This is a genomic window from Pseudomonas sp. NPDC087626 (assembly GCF_044743405.1).
In the GTDB taxonomy this organism is placed as follows: Bacteria; Pseudomonadota; Gammaproteobacteria; order Pseudomonadales; family Pseudomonadaceae; genus Aquipseudomonas.
In genome coordinates this window covers 21501-36604 of record NZ_JBIUWJ010000005.1, presented here as the reverse complement: position 1 = coordinate 36604, position 15104 = coordinate 21501, and the positions used below count along the sequence as shown (strand labels likewise).

Here is a 15104-nt window from a genome sequence, read left to right as displayed (position 1 = left end):
CGATGCAGGCGTCGGGCTTGCCGGCGAACGTCATTGCGCTTATCTCAAGCGCTCTTTTCGCGGGTAGCCTGGCGCCTGCGGGATCACATCCGGAACACGCCAAAGCGGGTCGGTTCGACCGCTGCGTTCAGCGAAGCGGACAACGCCAGCGCCAGCACGTCACGGGTTTGCGCCGGGTCAATGACCCCGTCGTCCCACAAACGCGCACTGGAGTAGTAGGGGTGGCCCTGTTCTTCGTACTGATCGAGGATCGGTTGCTTGATCTCGGCTTCCTGGGCTGCGCTGAAGTCCTGGCCGCTGCGTTCGGCCTGCTCGCGCTTGACCTGCACCAGCACGCCTGCGGCCTGCTCGGCCCCCATCACGCCGATGCGCGCGTTGGGCCACATCCACAGGAACCGTGGATCGTAGGCGCGCCCGCACATGCCGTAGTTGCCGGCGCCGAAACTGCCGCCAATGATCACCGTGAACTTCGGCACCTTGGCACAGGCCACCGCGGTCACCAGTTTGGCGCCGTGCTTGGCGATGCCGCCGGCTTCGTATTTCTGGCCGACCATGAAACCGGTGATGTTTTGCAGGAACAACAGGGGAATCCCGCGCTGGCAGGCCAGTTCGATGAAGTGCGCGCCTTTCTGCGCGGCTTCGGCGAAGAGGATGCCGTTGTTGGCGAGGATTGCGATCGGATAACCGTGCAGATGGGCAAAACCGCACACCAGGGTGGTGCCGAACAGCGCCTTGAACTCATCGAATACCGAGCCGTCGACCAGGCGCGCGATCACTTCACGCACATCAAACGGTTGCTTGGCGTCAGCCGGAACCACGCCGTACAGCTCGTCGCTGGCAAACAGCGGGGCAATCGGCGTGCGCTGCTGCAGCTCGCCCAGCTTGCGCCAGTTGAGGTTGGCGACGCTGCGCCGGGCCAGGGCCAGGGCGTGTTCGTCGCTGTCGGCGTAGTGGTCGGCAACCCCGGAAATCTTGCAGTGCACATCGGCCCCGCCGAGGTCTTCGGCACTCACCACTTCACCGGTCGCGGCTTTCACCAGCGGTGGCCCGGCGAGGAAAATCGTCGCCTGCTCACGCACCATGATGGCTTCGTCGGCCATGGCCGGCACATAAGCCCCACCGGCGGTGCAGGAACCCATGACCACGGCGATCTGGGGAATGCCCATGGCGCTCATGTTGGCCTGGTTGAAGAAGATCCGGCCGAAGTGCTCACGGTCCGGGAACACCTCATCCTGGCGTGGCAGGTTGGCTCCGCCGGAGTCCACCAGGTAGATGCACGGCAGGCGATTCTGCTGGGCAATGGTCTGCGCCCGCAGGTGTTTTTTCACCGTCAGTGGGTAGTAGGAGCCGCCTTTGACCGTGGCATCGTTGGCAACGATCATGCATTCAACGCCTTCGACCCGGCCGATGCCGGCAATCACACCCGCTGCCGGCACGTCTTCGCCATACACCTGGTACGCCGCCAACTGGCTGATTTCCAGGAAGGGTGAGCCGGGGTCGAGCAAGCGGTTGATCCGCTCGCGGGGCAGCAGTTTACCCCGTGAGGTATGCCGCTCCTGGGCCTTGGCGCCGCCGCCTTGCTGGACCTGGGCGAGCAGGGTGTGCAGCGCGTCGACCTGGGCAAGCATCGCCGCACTGTTAGTGGCGAATTCCGCCGAACGGGGGTTGAGCTGGGTGTGCAAAATCATGGCTTACTCCGTAAGCAGCTTTAAGCGACAAGCTTCAAGCTGCAAGAGGACGGCTTCTACTTGTCGCTTGAAGCTTGCCGCTTGCAGCTGACGAAATTTATTTCGTTTCGTTAAACAGTTCGCGACCGATCAGCATGCGACGGATCTCACTGGTGCCGGCACCGATTTCGTACAGCTTGGCGTCGCGCAGCAGGCGGCCGGCCGGGAATTCGTTGATATAGCCGTTGCCCCCCAGGATCTGGATCGCGTCGAGGGCCATCTGGGTGGCGCGTTCGGCACTGTAGAGGATTACCCCGGCGGCGTCCTTGCGGGTGGTTTCGCCACGCTCGCACGCCTGGGCCACCGCATACAGGTAGGCGCGGCTGGCGTTGAGCTGGGTGTACATGTCGGCGACCTTGCCCTGGATCAGCTGGAATTCGCCGATGCTCTGGCCGAACTGCTTGCGGTCGTGGATGTAGGGCACGATCAGGTCCATGCAGGCTTGCATGATCCCGGTCGGGCCGCCGGACAGGACCACGCGCTCATAGTCCAGGCCGCTCATCAGGACTTTGACGCCACCGTTGAGCACGCCGAGGATGTTCTCTTGCGGGACTTCGACGTCGTCGAAGAACAGCTCGCAGGTGTTGGAGCCACGCATGCCCAGCTTGTCGAATTTGTTGCTGCGGCTGAAGCCTTTCCAGTCACGCTCGACGATGAACGCGGTGATCCCGTGCGGACCCTTTTCCAGGTCGGTCTTGGCGTAGATCACATAGGTATTGGCGTCCGGACCGTTGGTGATCCAGGTCTTGCTGCCGTTGAGCACATAGTGGTCGCCGCGTTTATCGGCACGCAGCTTCATCGATACCACGTCGGAACCGGCATTCGGCTCGCTCATGGCCAGCGCGCCGATGTGTTCGCCGCTGATCAGCTTGGGCAGGTACTTGGTTTTCTGCTCGTGGTTGCCGTTACGGTTGATCTGGTTGACGCACAGGTTGGAGTGGGCGCCGTAGGACAGGGCGACCGACGCCGAACCGCGGCTGATTTCCTCCATCGCGACCACGTGGGCCAGGTAACCCAGGCCGGCACCGCCGTACTCTTCCGCGACCGTGATGCCCAGCAGCCCCATGTCGCCGAACTTGCGCCACAGGTCCGCGGGGAACAGGTTGTCGATGTCGATCTGGGCGGCGCGGGGCGCGATCTCTTTGCTGACGAATGCGCGGACCTGATCACGCAGCATGTCGATAGTTTCGCCGAGGGCAAAGTTCAGAGACGGATAGCTCATGGGGCACCTTTAAACTTGTTTTTATCAATGGAGAATCGGCCTGCGATGCGCGCCGAGTCGACTGTCACCTTTACGTTAACGTAAACCTGAGACGAATGGCTGTCAATCGCCCTTTACGTTAACGTCAACTTGAGCGAGAGTAGAGGCAGTTCAGGTCGGGTCCGGCTGCATGATGCCGGACTTCCACACACCCGCTAATAAAGACAATAGGGGTCGTCATGGATCAACACAGTGCTCACCCACAGCACAGCTACACCCGTGGCTCACAGGACAAAGCCTTGCTGGCGATGACCATTGGCCAGGCATTCGACAACACGGTCGCCCGCAACCCGCAGGGCGAAGCGTTGGTGGTCCGCCACCAGCAGTTGCGCTACAGCTGGACGCAACTGGCCGAGGCGGTGGAGCTGCACGCCAGGGCGCTGCTGGCGCTAGGCCTGCAGGCCGGGGACCGCCTCGGTGTCTGGGCGCCCAATTGTGCCCAGTGGTGCATCAGCCAGTTCGCCAGTGCGAAGATCGGGGTGATCCTGGTCAACATCAACCCGGCCTATCGCAGCTCGGAGCTGGAGTACGTGCTCAAGCAGTCCGGTTGCCAGTGGCTGGTATGTGCCGGCTCCTTCAAGACCTCCGATTACCACGCCATGCTGCAAGGCCTGGCGCCGGAGCTGGCGCAACACCCGGTCGGCCAATTGCAGTGCGAGCGCTTGCCGCAACTGCGCGGTGTCATCAGCCTCGACCCGCAGCCACCCGCAGGCTTCCTGCCCTGGTCGCAACTGACGGAGCTGGGGGCTGGGGTGCCGCCCGAACAGCTCAAGGCGCGGCAGAACAGCCTGCATTTCGACCAGGCCGTGAACATTCAGTACACCTCCGGCACCACCGGTTTCCCCAAGGGAGCCACCCTCAGTCACTACAACATCCTCAACAATGGCTACATGGTCGGCGAAAGCCTCGGGCTGACGGCAGACGATCGCCTGGTGATCCCGGTGCCGCTGTATCACTGCTTCGGCATGGTGATGGGCAATCTGGGGTGCATCACCCATGGCACCACCATGATCTACCCCAACGACGCTTTCGACCCCTTGCTGACCCTGGAAACCGTAGCCCAGGAACAGGCCACTGGCTTGTATGGCGTGCCGACCATGTTCATCGCCATGCTCGATCACCCGCGGCGCAAGGAATTTGATCTGTCGTCCCTGCGCACCGGCATCATGGCCGGGGCGACCTGCCCGATCGAAGTGATGCGCCGGGTCATCAGTGAAATGCACATGAACGAAGTGCAGATTGCCTACGGCATGACGGAAACCAGTCCGGTGTCGTTGCAGACCGGTCCTGCGGACAATCTGGAGCTGCGGGTGACCACCGTCGGCCGCACCCAGCCGCAATTGGAAAGCAAGATCATCGATGAGGCCGGCAACCTCGTGCCACGCGGCACCATTGGTGAACTGTGCACCCGCGGCTACAGCGTGATGCTCGGCTACTGGAACAACCCCGAAGGCACCGCTGAAGCCATCGACCAGGCGGGCTGGATGCACACCGGCGACCTGGCGACCATGAACGAAGAGGGCTACGTGTGCATTGCCGGGCGTAACAAGGACATGATCATTCGTGGCGGTGAGAATATTTACCCGCGCGAGCTGGAAGAGTTCTTCTTCACCCACCCGGCGGTGGCGGACGTGCAGGTAATTGGCATTCCGTGCGAGAAGTATGGCGAGGAGATTGTCGCCTGGATCAAGTTCCACCCCGGCCACAGCGCCAACGAGCTTGAACTGCAAACCTGGTGCAAGGAGCGCATTGCCCACTTCAAGACGCCACGTCACTTCAAGTTCGTCGAGGAGTTCCCGATGACCGTGACCGGCAAGATCCAGAAGTTCAAGATGCGCGAGATCTCTATCGAGGAACAGCGCAAGACCAAGGGCTGACGGTGGGGGCGGGGCGCAAGCAGGCACCGCAAGCGGGCGCCCAAAACCACTGTAGGAGCGAGCTTGCTCGCGAAGGCGATCGTACATCCAGCATGGGTGTTGAATGCATCGCCGCTATCGCGAGCAGGCCCGCTCACACGGTGGGCACACCCAAACCCCAGACAGCACAAAGGGGAGCCGAAGCTCCCCTTTAATTTGTCGTTGCGTGCTCTTTTTTTATTATTAAGGGGCGGTCTATTGTTGTTTTTGGCAACCGTGGCCCTTTACCGCTGTTTTGTGCGACCCCCATGCGGGGTCAAGAGCAAACGTATTTTTTTGAGCGCTGATTTGCTTTCTCGCCAAGCGATCCAACCAGTTCGGGAGCTACCTGAAGGTAGTTTTATTGTTCTCTGCCCGGTTGCGGGTCACTGCAAGCAGCACCCTGAAAAGCACACCTTCTCCAAAAAAATCTGTTAGCTGCGTCTCTGCCGTGTTGTTTTTGTTATGTCAGAGTCGTTACGTCTTATTTTTATTAGGTTTGCCGCTTTTTTTGTTCTTGTTATGCCATAGAGATAGCAGAACCCGTGCCAACTTTTAAAATCCCTTTAAAATCAATGATTTAGTATTTTGTCGAAAAAAACCTGACGCAAAAATCCTTCAGGTTGTTTCCGTGTTACTCGTTTTGTTGCGGGGCGGTAACACCCCGCGACACATTTACTGGGCGCTGCGGGCCTTGGCCACGCGCGAACCCGTTACTCGCCCCAGGACGTCGCAGATCTGCTGGCCGGCCACCAGCAACTGCTGCATATCCACCCCCGTCTCGATCCCCAGGCCGTTGAGCAGGTACAGCACGTCTTCGGTGGCCACGTTACCGCTGGCGCCCTTGGCGTACGGGCAACCGCCCAGGCCGGCGATGGAGCTGTCGAACACCGCGATGCCTTCCAGCAGGCTGGCATAGACGTTGGCCATGGCCTGGCCGTAGGTGTCATGGAAGTGGCCGGCCAGCTTGTCCCGTGGCACCTGCGCGCCCACTACCTCGAACATCCGTCGGGTAGCGCCGGCGGTACCGGTGCCGATGGTGTCACCCAGGGACACCTCATAGCAGCCCATGGCATACAGCTCGCGGGCGACCAGGGCCACCTGCTCCGGGGCCACGTCACCTTCGTACGGACAGCCCAGCACACAGGACACGTAACCGCGCACGCTGACGCCGTGTTGGCGGGCGGCGTCCATGATCGGCACAAATCGCTCCAGGCTTTCGCTGATCGAGCAATTGATGTTGCGTTGCGAGAAGGCTTCGGAGGCGGCGGCGAACACCGCGACTTCCTTGACCCCGGCGGCCATGGCGTCTTCGAACCCCCGCAGGTTGGGCGCCAGCGCGCCGTAGGTGACCCCGGGCTTGCGCTGGATTTGCGCGAACACCTCGGCGGAGCCGGCCATCTGCGGGACCCACTTGGGCGAAACGAAGCTGCCGACTTCGATGTAATCGAGGCCTGCGGCCGTCAACGCGTCGACCAGCCGCACCTTGTCGGCGACGCTGATCGGCTGGGCTTCGTTTTGCAGGCCATCGCGCGGGCCGACTTCGATCAGGCGTACATGGGAGGGGAGGGACATATCAGGTTCACCTGTGGTTAGGAGTGTGAAGGCGCGGCCTGCTGGCTCTTGAGGGTCTGTTCCAGCGCCTGGACGCAGCGCTCTTCGGCGGTGTCGAGTTCCAGCTTCATCTGTTCGATGTCGAGCAATTGCTGTTCGAGCTGTTCACGGCGCTCGCTGATTTTTGCCAGCATGCTGTTCAACTGCTTGGTGTTACCGCTGGTGGGGTCGTAGAGTTCGATCAGTTCGCGGCATTCGGCCAGGGAAAAGCCAATGCGCTTGCCCCGCAGGATCAGCTTCAGGCTGACCTTGTCCCGAGGCGAGTAGATCCGCTCCTGCCCGCGCCGCTCGGGACTCAGCAGTCCTTGTTCTTCATAAAAGCGAATGGCGCGGGTGGTGATGTCGAGCTCGCGGGCGAGGTCGGAAATGCTGTAGGTCTGGCTGCTCATGGCGCGCTCGAAAAAGGGGCTTGGCGCTAAGCTAATGTCAGCTTGACGTAAACGTCAAGCTGCAAGCACTGCGCCAGCCCTGATTGTCCGATACCCGCCCTCAAGCTTGCTGCTTGTCCAGCTTCTTCTCGTGCGCGGTGACCTGCTGGCACAACTCGATCATCTGCTCGCGCATCCAGCGGTTGGCCGGGTCCTGGTCGGTGCTTTCGTGCCAGTACAGGTGCGTTGCCACCGGGGGCACATCGTTGACCGGCAGCAAGAATGATTGCAGTTCATGGCGGCGGGCAAAACGCTCCGGCACGGTCATCACCATGTCGGTTTGCTGCAGGACCTGGGAGGCCATCAGGTAATGCTGCGACCGCAGGGCGATCTTGCGCTGGATGCCCATCTTGCCCAGTGCCAGGTCGACATGGCCCAGGCCGCTGCGGCGGCTGGAAATATGGATGTGGGTCAGGGACAGGTAATCGTCGAGACTGAATTTTTCCTTGCCGGCCATGGGGTGGCCCTTGCGCATGGCGCAGACGTAGCGGTCTTCCATGAGTTTGACGTGGCGCACTTGCGGGTCGGTGTTGAGCGGCGCATCGACGGCGAAGTCCAGGCGGCCAGCGGCCAGTTCCTTGGTGGTTTCGCGGCGCTTGGACAGGAAACTCTCGATGATCACGCCCGGGGCCAGGCGGCGCAGGCGCTGGAACAACGGCGGCAGGATCACCGCTTCCGTGAGGTCGGTCATGCTGATGCGGTAAGTCTTGACCGCCTGCAACGGGTTGAAGATCCGACTTTCCTGGACCGATACCCGCAACAGCGAGAGCGCGTTGCGCACCGGGCCGATGATGTTCTGCGCCATGGGTGTCGGCACCATGCCCTGGGCCGTGCGTACGAACAGCGGGTCGTTGAAGGTCTCGCGCAGGCGGGCCAGAGCGTTGGACACTGCGGGTTGGGTAATGCCGACGATCTGCCCGGCACGGGTCAGGTTGGCTTCGGTGTAGATGGCATCGAAGACGATGAAAAGGTTGAGGTCGACCTTGCTCAGATTCATGTCACTACGCTCTTGTTTTAGGTGGGCTCGATAAGTCGATCATATATCGGTGATGAATGTTAATACACGCCGAGAATAGGCTAGGTAAATTATCAACGCTGATCTAGCATCAATTCATGCCCTCAAACACGACTTCATCACCTCGTCAAAAAAGGTAGCTGCCCATGGATTTCGCTTATTCGCCCAAGGTTCAGGAATTGCGTGAACGCGTGACTGCGTTCATGGATGCTTACGTTTATCCAGCCGAAGCCGTGTTTGAGCGCCAGGTCGCCGAAGGCGATCGTTGGCAGCCCACCGCGATCATGGAAGAACTGAAAAGCAAGGCCAAGGCCGAAGGCCTGTGGAACCTGTTCCTGCCGGAATCGGAACTGGGCGCCGGCCTGAGCAACCTCGAATACGCACCGTTGGCGGAGATCATGGGGCGCTCCCTGCTGGGGCCGGAACCCTTCAACTGCTCGGCGCCGGACACCGGCAATATGGAAGTGCTGGTGCGCTACGCCAACGAAGAGCAGAAACAGCGTTGGCTCGAACCGCTGCTGCGCGGCGAGATTCGTTCGGCGTTCGCCATGACCGAGCCAGACGTAGCTTCATCCGATGCCACCAACATGGCGGCCCGCGCCGAGCGCGATGGCAACCAGTGGGTAATCAATGGCAAAAAATGGTGGACCTCCGGGGCCTGCGACCCGCGCTGCAAGATTCTGATCTTCATGGGTCTGAGCAACCCGGATGCGCCGCGCCATGCACAGCACTCGATGATCCTGGTGCCGGTGGACACCCCCGGGGTAAAAATCCTGCGTCCGCTGCCGGTGTTCGGCTACGACGATGCACCTCACGGTCACGCCGAGGTGCTGTTCGAAAACGTCCGTGTGCCCTATGAAAACGTGCTGTTGGGCGAAGGTCGTGGATTCGAGATTGCTCAGGGTCGCCTCGGCCCAGGCCGCATTCACCACTGCATGCGTTCGATCGGGATGGCCGAGCGCGCGCTGGAGCTGATGTGCAAGCGCTCGGTCAATCGCACCGCCTTCGGCAAACCGCTGGCACGCCTGGGCGGGAACATCGACAAGATTGCCGACTCGCGGATGGAAATCGACATGGCACGCCTGCTGACCCTCAAGGCTGCCTACATGATGGACACCGTGGGTAACAAAGTGGCGAAAAGCGAAATCGCCCAGATCAAGGTGGTCGCCCCGAACGTGGCCTTGCGCGTCATCGACCGGGCGATCCAGATCCATGGCGGTGCCGGGGTGTCCAACGATTTCCCGCTGGCCTACATGTACGCCATGCAACGCACCTTGCGCCTGGCCGATGGCCCGGACGAAGTGCACCGTGCGGCGATCGGCAAGTTCGAAATCGGCAAGTATGTGCCCAAGGAAATGCTCCGTAGCGGCCAGTAAACCACGCCCCTCCTGGCACCCGCCCGCGCCTATGGTGTGGGCGGGTGCTGGCGTTTCTGTCCTAGGCCGGCAGCGCCTGCTCGCCGCGACCAAAACGCTCGCGATACACCGACGGCGCCAGCCCGACCACCGTGCGAAATGCCACACGAAAACTTTCCACACTGCGATAGCCGCACTGCTGCGCGATCTGCTCCGTGGTGTGCCGGCTGCTTTCCAGCAGTTCGCGGGCGCGGGCCAGGCGTTGCTGTTGCAGCCAGGACTTGGGCGAGGCCCCGGTGGCTTCGCTGAAACGGCGCAGGAAAGTACGCTCGCTCATTGCTGCCTGGCTGGCCAGGTCGCGCACTTCCAGCGGTTCATGTAAACGCTCGCGAGCCCATTGCATCACCCGTGACAGGTCGCTGCGGGGTGTGCGACTGACGGGGGCGGGGATGAACTGCGCCTGGCCGCCGGTGCGTTGCGGTGACATCACCAAGCGGCGCGCCACCGAGTTGGCCACCTGGGTGCCAAAATCTCGCGCCACCAGGTGCAGGCAGGCATCGATGCCGGCGGCACTGCCGGCCGAGGTGATCAACTGGCCCGAGTCCACGTACAGCACGTCCGGGTCCACCAGGATGTTGGGGTAGCGCGCGCCCAATTCGTCGGTGTAGCGCCAGTGGGTCGTGGCGCGCAAGCCGTCGAGCAGACCGCTGGCCGCCAGGACAAATACCCCGGAACAGATCGACACCAGGCGCGCCCCGCGCCCGTGGGCCCGGCACAATGCCGCCAACAGGGCGGCGGGCACCGGCTCGCTGCGGCTGCGCCAGCCGGGAATAATGATGGTGCGGGCGGTTTCCAGCAGTTCCATGCCGCCATCGGCCAATACCTGAATGCCGCCGGTAGCCCGCATCGGACCCTGGTCGACGGCGACGATCTGGTGCTGGTACCAGGGGAAGTCGAACTCGGGCCGTGCCAGGCCGAAGATCTCCACCGCAATGCCAAACTCAAAAGTGCAGAGGCCGTCGTAGGCCAGGATCGCTACAGAACCGGGGGTGCGGTGCATTTGGCGGAAAGTTCCCAGTGAGTGTCTTGTGCGCCACTGTAGCGCTTCAGGTCGATTCGATACAGTGCTGGCAAGCCCACACTTGCTTTGGAGAACACCCATGACCAGCCTGGTTCGCGCCATTCCTGCCGCCCCTTGCGCCGTTGCGCTGATGCATTTCAGCAACCGCCTGACCTTTGAAACCGATTGTTCCGACGTCTTCAGCAGCCAGGAGGCGGGTGCAGTGGATTTTGTTCTGGTGGATGTGCGTGGGCCTTTGGCTTACCAGCGCGGACATCTACCGGGGGCGATCAACATTCCCGGCCGCCTGATCACGGCCGGATTGTTGGCGGGCTACCCCAAGGACACTTTGTTCGTGGTGTATTGCGCCGGCCCCCATTGCAACGGCGCCAACAAGGCCGCGGTGAAACTGGCGGCGCTGGAGTACCCGGTCAAGGAAATGATCGGCGGTGTGACCGGGTGGCTGGATGAAGGATTCGAGTTGAGTGACACAGGCGCAGCGCGGGCCGAGGTGGCGATTGGCTGCGAGTGTTGAGCGTGCGTTACCGGGAGGCCGCGGTTGCGGCGAGGTGCCACTGATCCAGCGTCACTTGCAGCCAGTCGTACACCTGGCGGTACGCCGCGCTGTGGTCCTGGTTGCGGGGCAGGGGCGATTCGTCGGCGAAATGGACGTTGAGCTCGGCAACCGACTCGGCATTCCATTCCGGGTGGAACTGCAAGCCGACACGGGTCGGGCCGACGTCATACATTTGCTCTGCACATATCGCGCTGCTGGCCAACAGCCGGGCATCGGGCGGCAGGTCAATCGCGTCTTCGTGCCACTCAAGGACCTTTAATGCCGCGCCATCGGCAAAGTTGACGGCGGTCCAGCCGGTTTCAGTCGTGGCCATGCGCCGCACCTGGCCGCCCAGGCTCAGGGCCAGCAATTGCGCCCCCAGGCAGATGGCGAACACCGGCGCCCCCTGCGCCAAGCTGGCAGCCAGCCACTGGCGTTCTTGCGCCAGCCACGCGGGACCGGCGTTGGATTCGTAAGGCCCGCCCAGGATAATCACCGGCGTCGCACTCGCTGCAGGCAGGTGCCCGAGGTCAGCGCGGAATATCTCCAGGGTCAGGCCCCGGGATTGCGCCCAGGTGGCAATGGCTCCCGGGCCTTCGGCAGGGTGGTGCTGAATCAACTGCAATGTATTTGAAGGTGCGGACATGGGCTGGAAACCGTCGCAGGTGAATGTCGGACTGCGCAGGCATCATGACGCAAAGCGTCGCGCGTCTGTAGGCCATTTCAGCGCGTCGGCGCAGGGGGGCATTTACGCTCTACCTTCGCCACTTTTCTATAACTATTTGTCGCATATACACAATTTGCTCGCTGGGTGCAGCTCTAGACTGCCGGCCACTTCGATAAATACCAGCCACAAGCTACCGTCGAAGTTGCCAATAAGAGTCTCCGCACACAGGAGTTATAAATGAAGAAGCTAGTGATGTTCGGTGCTCTGGCACTGTCCGTGTTGTCCCTCTCGGCTGTAGCCGCAGACGCCAAGCCGATCCGTATCGGTATCGAAGCCGGTTACCCGCCGTTCTCGATGAAAACCCCTGACGGCAAGCTGACCGGTTTCGACGTGGACATCGGCGACGCGCTGTGCGCGCAGATGCAAGTCAAGTGCACCTGGGTCGAGCAGGAATTCGACGGCCTGATTCCCGCGCTCAAGGTCAAGAAAATCGACGCGATCCTGTCGTCCATGACCATCACTGACGACCGCAAGAAGAACGTCGACTTCAGCATCAAGTACTACCACACCCCGGCACGTTTCGTGATGAAGGCTGGATCCGACATCAAGGACCCGCTGACCGAGCTCAAAGGTAAGAAAGTCGGGGTTCTGCGTGCCAGTACCCACGACCGTTTCGCCACCGAAGTGCTGCAGCCGGCCGGTATCGTCCTGGTGCGCTACGGCTCACAGCAGGAAGTCAATTTGGACATGGTCTCCGGCCGCCTCGACGCGATGCTGGCCGACTCGGTCACCCTGGACGACGGTTTCCTGAAAACCGACGCCGGTAAAGGTTTTGCGTTTGTTGGCCCGACCTATGAAGACGCGAAGTACTTCGGCGGCGGTGCGGGCATTGCCGTGCGCAAGGGCGATAAGGAGCTGGCGGACAAGTTCAACACCGCTATCACTGAAATCCGCGCCAATGGCAAGTACAAGCAAGTACAGGACAAGTACTTCAATTTCGACGTTTACGGCGAGTAATTTCACCGTTGGAAAAGGTGGCCACCATTGACGCGGTTGCCACTTTTTTACAAGCGCCGGAGTGCCGGCCCAGCAAAAACCACAGATCTCGGCAATACCCCCATCCCCCGTAGCAGCTGTCGAGGCTGCGTTCGAGGACGCAGTCCTCGCCGCCCTTGACCAAGGTCGCCGCACTCCGGCCTCCATCCATTCCCCACTTCCGCTCGCATGCTACGCTGCCCCGCGAACCCGCCCGATTAAAGGAAGGTCCATGCTCAAGTTGTTTGCCGTATTTCTGTTGCTGGTATCCCCGGTCGTCCAGGCCCAATCGGTGCTGCACGACGATCTGCCGCTGCAGTACCTCGAACAATCGCCCCCCGGCTCGGCCAATCAGCCGCTGGTGATTTTTCTTCATGGCTACGGCAGCAACGAGGCGGATCTGTTTAGTCTCAAGGAGGGATTGCCGGCGTCCTATACCTATTTGGCAGTACGTGCGCCGCAGGTGCTGGAGCAGGGCAGTTATCAGTGGTTTCACAAGAAGGGGGACGGGGCGTACGACGGCGACAGCGATGACTTGCAGCGCAGTGCCGCGTTGCTGGCGGACTTTGTCACGAAGGCGGCGAACAAGTATCACACCACGGCCGATCGGGTATTCCTGGTGGGCTTCAGTCAGGGCGCGATCATGTCTTACGAGGTCGCGCTGCGTCATCCCACGGCGGTGCGTGGGATAGCGGCGTTGAGTGGCAAGGTGCTGCCGGTGCTGCGCAGTCAGCTCAAGGCCGACCCGGCGCAGGCCTCGCTGGCGATTTTCATCGGACACGGTACGGATGACCAGCGCTTGCCCTTCACCGATGGCAGTGACGCCAACAGCCTGTTGTCGGGGCTGGGCCTGGTGCCCGAGTTCCATGCGTATCCGGGGCTCGGGCACAGTATCAGCGAGCGGGAGATCGAGGACCTCAACGCCTGGCTGTTACGACTTAATCAGTAACTCGCCGGGTTATTTTTCGCCGAGGATGCTCTTCACCAGGGCCGCGTGTCCGGCTTGGTCGTCGGCGCGGGAGATGATCTGAATCAGCATCATCTGCGTGCCGGAGCCGGCCAGCAGGCTGGTGTTGAGGGTCGGGCCGCCGCCCTGGGTGGCGGTGAAGTCGATCTGGCGCAGGCCGAGGCCTTTAATGGTCAGGCTTTTTTCGCTTTGTTTATTGAAACCGGCCAGGGCTTCGCGTTGCTGGCTGGCGAAACCGGAGATGGACTCGTCGAGAAATACCGCGTCGTTGTCCTTGACGCTGAGGCCTTCGGGCAGGGTGTTTTCGGCGATGATCAGCACGGTTTTGCTTTGCTGATTGGTGTACATGGTGCCCTTGGCGCCGGACGTGCCATTGGACGCATCACCTCCGGGCAATGGGTTGGCAATAAAACCCTTGGGCAGGCTGAAGGTGAATTTGTTGCCCAGCACCGCGACTTTTTCCGCGGTTGCAGTCTTGGTCGTCGGCTGGCTGGCGGCGTAGACGCTGGCGGCGCCGAAGGTGGTGAGCGCTGTCAGCAACAGAACAGCGGCTTTACTGACGATAATTTTTTTCAGCAGCGACATGCGAGTCTCCGGGTGTGATCGCGCGAGGTGACGATCATCCCACGGGGTCCCTCACTCACTCCAGCACGAACTTGCCGGCGGCTCGGTTCTCAGGGTTTGACCGACGGCGCCGTTCCGCTGCGCAGGTGTGAGGGCGCGGCCCGCCGCTTGGTTAGCAGTAGCATCACCAGCGCCACCGCCACTGCGAGCACAAAGGCCCAGCCGCCCCAGCGCGGCAAGGTCAAGGCCAGGGTCAGGCAAAAGGCCGCGAAGGCGTACATGCCGGTAGCGGTGGCGCGGAGCAGCGCGGCGGTGAATGCCGGCCCCCGGGTTTGCTGGGAGAACACCGCCATTACGCTGCCAAGCACCGGGAATACCGCGAGCAAACCGCTCCAGCGCTCACCCAGGGTGCTGGCGAACCAGGTCACCGCCAGGGTCAGCAACGCCCCGGCCAGCATGCGCAGCAACAGTTTGTCGGACTTCGGCGCGGGGCCTGCGAGCAAGGGCTGTACGGTGGGGAACAGGTGGGGTGCCGCGAGCAAGGCGGTGGCCGCAGCGATCGTCGACAACAGCAGCGACGCGGGCAGCACTGACAGCACTGCCGCCACCAGGCTCCAGCTCAACAGGGCAATCAGCAGCGCCGCCGGCCAGTTGCAGCGTTGCGCGGCCTGGGCGTAGACCACGCAGAAGGTAATCATCGCCGCCATGGCCGACAGCGCCGCAATCGCCGACTGGGTCGCAAATGCCGGACCTTGCTCGACCGCGAGGAAAAACAGGATCGGCCCGACCACGACCGGCAACCCCGATAGCCATCCCGCGACGCTCGGTCCCCAGCGCTTGCCGGCCAGGGAAATCAGCAGGAGAAAACCGGGGATCAGCACGAGTTTCAACAGCAGCACGGAGCGTTCCTTGTTCGATGGCGGGGCACACAGCATACAAGGCTTCGCCCTGGCGCCTGAA

At 61.8% G+C, this 15104-nt stretch carries 14 protein-coding genes; 5 read left to right on the top strand and 9 right to left on the bottom strand.

Annotated features, from left to right (window positions below; translation table 11 throughout):
- Positions 1 to 83 precede the first annotated feature (83 nt).
- Together ACIOVD_RS05900 and ACIOVD_RS05895 are read right to left on the bottom strand one after the other, a co-directional pair.
- A complete protein-coding gene (locus tag ACIOVD_RS05900) occupies positions 84 to 1688 on the bottom strand; it encodes a carboxyl transferase domain-containing protein (protein WP_401126610.1) in 1605 nt (534 codons plus the stop codon).
- Positions 1689 to 1785: 97 nt separating this feature from the next.
- Entirely contained in the window at positions 1786 to 2949 is a 1164-nt protein-coding gene (locus ACIOVD_RS05895) for an isovaleryl-CoA dehydrogenase (RefSeq protein ID WP_401126608.1), read from the bottom strand.
- 218 nt (positions 2950 to 3167) lie between these two features.
- On the opposite strand from ACIOVD_RS05895, the gene ACIOVD_RS05890 reads away from it, so the two are divergent.
- A complete protein-coding gene (locus tag ACIOVD_RS05890; protein ID WP_095167849.1) occupies positions 3168 to 4865 on the top strand; it encodes an AMP-binding protein in 1698 nt (565 codons plus the stop codon).
- Between the two features lie 693 nt (positions 4866 to 5558).
- On the opposite strand, the gene ACIOVD_RS05885 is transcribed toward ACIOVD_RS05890, so the two are convergent.
- The 3 genes from ACIOVD_RS05885 to ACIOVD_RS05875 all read right to left on the bottom strand — a co-directional run bounded on the left by ACIOVD_RS05885 (position 5559) and on the right by ACIOVD_RS05875 (position 7922).
- A complete protein-coding gene (locus ACIOVD_RS05885) occupies positions 5559 to 6458 on the bottom strand; it encodes a hydroxymethylglutaryl-CoA lyase (RefSeq protein ID WP_159994634.1) in 900 nt (299 codons plus the stop codon).
- A gap of 17 nt (positions 6459 to 6475) precedes the next feature.
- Complete coding sequence (locus ACIOVD_RS05880; protein ID WP_095167852.1) at positions 6476 to 6886, bottom strand: MerR family DNA-binding transcriptional regulator; 411 nt, start codon at positions 6884 to 6886, stop codon at positions 6476 to 6478.
- A gap of 100 nt (positions 6887 to 6986) precedes the next feature.
- On the bottom strand, positions 6987 to 7922 hold the full coding sequence (locus ACIOVD_RS05875; protein WP_095167854.1) for a LysR family transcriptional regulator: 936 nt from the start codon (positions 7920 to 7922) through the stop codon (positions 6987 to 6989).
- A gap of 164 nt (positions 7923 to 8086) precedes the next feature.
- Here ACIOVD_RS05875 and ACIOVD_RS05870 point away from each other — a divergent pair, with 164 nt between their 5' ends.
- Positions 8087 to 9316 carry an acyl-CoA dehydrogenase gene (locus ACIOVD_RS05870; RefSeq protein ID WP_095167855.1) on the top strand — a complete coding sequence of 410 codons (1230 nt, stop codon included), beginning with the start codon at positions 8087 to 8089 and terminating at the stop codon, positions 9314 to 9316.
- 61 nt (positions 9317 to 9377) lie between these two features.
- Here the strand turns inward: ACIOVD_RS05870 and ftrA are convergent, their stop codons facing one another.
- Entirely contained in the window at positions 9378 to 10355 is a 978-nt protein-coding gene (gene ftrA / locus ACIOVD_RS05865; RefSeq protein ID WP_159994640.1) for a transcriptional regulator FtrA, read from the bottom strand.
- 100 nt (positions 10356 to 10455) lie between these two features.
- On the opposite strand from ftrA, the gene ACIOVD_RS05860 reads away from it, so the two are divergent.
- Positions 10456 to 10890, top strand: coding sequence for a rhodanese-like domain-containing protein (locus ACIOVD_RS05860; RefSeq protein WP_159994642.1), 435 nt, complete (start codon positions 10456 to 10458; stop codon positions 10888 to 10890).
- 7 nt (positions 10891 to 10897) lie between these two features.
- On the opposite strand, the gene ACIOVD_RS05855 is transcribed toward ACIOVD_RS05860, so the two are convergent.
- Positions 10898 to 11557 carry a type 1 glutamine amidotransferase gene (locus ACIOVD_RS05855; RefSeq protein WP_159994644.1) on the bottom strand — a complete coding sequence of 220 codons (660 nt, stop codon included), beginning with the start codon at positions 11555 to 11557 and terminating at the stop codon, positions 10898 to 10900.
- A gap of 258 nt (positions 11558 to 11815) precedes the next feature.
- Between ACIOVD_RS05855 and ACIOVD_RS05850 the strand changes: the two genes are divergently transcribed.
- Positions 11816 to 12595, top strand: coding sequence for an ABC transporter substrate-binding protein (locus ACIOVD_RS05850; protein WP_095167862.1), 780 nt, complete (start codon positions 11816 to 11818; stop codon positions 12593 to 12595).
- A 250-nt stretch (positions 12596 to 12845) separates the two neighbouring features.
- On the top strand, positions 12846 to 13562 hold the full coding sequence (locus ACIOVD_RS05845) for an alpha/beta hydrolase (protein ID WP_401126603.1): 717 nt from the start codon (positions 12846 to 12848) through the stop codon (positions 13560 to 13562).
- A 9-nt stretch (positions 13563 to 13571) separates the two neighbouring features.
- Here the strand turns inward: ACIOVD_RS05845 and ACIOVD_RS05840 are convergent, their stop codons facing one another.
- Complete coding sequence (locus ACIOVD_RS05840; protein WP_095167865.1) at positions 13572 to 14165, bottom strand: hypothetical protein; 594 nt, start codon at positions 14163 to 14165, stop codon at positions 13572 to 13574.
- Between the two features lie 89 nt (positions 14166 to 14254).
- Complete coding sequence (locus ACIOVD_RS05835; protein WP_401126601.1) at positions 14255 to 15043, bottom strand: hypothetical protein; 789 nt, start codon at positions 15041 to 15043, stop codon at positions 14255 to 14257.
- Positions 15044 to 15104: the final 61 nt, after the last annotated feature.

Coding starts and splice junctions, on each gene's coding strand:
- ACIOVD_RS05900 (WP_401126610.1), bottom strand. CDS start 1,688: ATGATTTTGCACACCCAGCTCAACCCCCGTTCGGCGGAATTCGCCACT.
- ACIOVD_RS05895 (WP_401126608.1), bottom strand. CDS start 2,949: ATGAGCTATCCGTCTCTGAACTTTGCCCTCGGCGAAACTATCGACATG.
- ACIOVD_RS05890 (WP_095167849.1), top strand. CDS start 3,168: ATGGATCAACACAGTGCTCACCCACAGCACAGCTACACCCGTGGCTCA.
- ACIOVD_RS05885 (WP_159994634.1), bottom strand. CDS start 6,458: ATGTCCCTCCCCTCCCATGTACGCCTGATCGAAGTCGGCCCGCGCGAT.
- ACIOVD_RS05880 (WP_095167852.1), bottom strand. CDS start 6,886: ATGAGCAGCCAGACCTACAGCATTTCCGACCTCGCCCGCGAGCTCGAC.
- ACIOVD_RS05875 (WP_095167854.1), bottom strand. CDS start 7,922: ATGAATCTGAGCAAGGTCGACCTCAACCTTTTCATCGTCTTCGATGCC.
- ACIOVD_RS05870 (WP_095167855.1), top strand. CDS start 8,087: ATGGATTTCGCTTATTCGCCCAAGGTTCAGGAATTGCGTGAACGCGTG.
- ftrA (WP_159994640.1), bottom strand. CDS start 10,355: ATGCACCGCACCCCCGGTTCTGTAGCGATCCTGGCCTACGACGGCCTC.
- ACIOVD_RS05860 (WP_159994642.1), top strand. CDS start 10,456: ATGACCAGCCTGGTTCGCGCCATTCCTGCCGCCCCTTGCGCCGTTGCG.
- ACIOVD_RS05855 (WP_159994644.1), bottom strand. CDS start 11,557: ATGTCCGCACCTTCAAATACATTGCAGTTGATTCAGCACCACCCTGCC.
- ACIOVD_RS05850 (WP_095167862.1), top strand. CDS start 11,816: ATGAAGAAGCTAGTGATGTTCGGTGCTCTGGCACTGTCCGTGTTGTCC.
- ACIOVD_RS05845 (WP_401126603.1), top strand. CDS start 12,846: ATGCTCAAGTTGTTTGCCGTATTTCTGTTGCTGGTATCCCCGGTCGTC.
- ACIOVD_RS05840 (WP_095167865.1), bottom strand. CDS start 14,165: ATGTCGCTGCTGAAAAAAATTATCGTCAGTAAAGCCGCTGTTCTGTTG.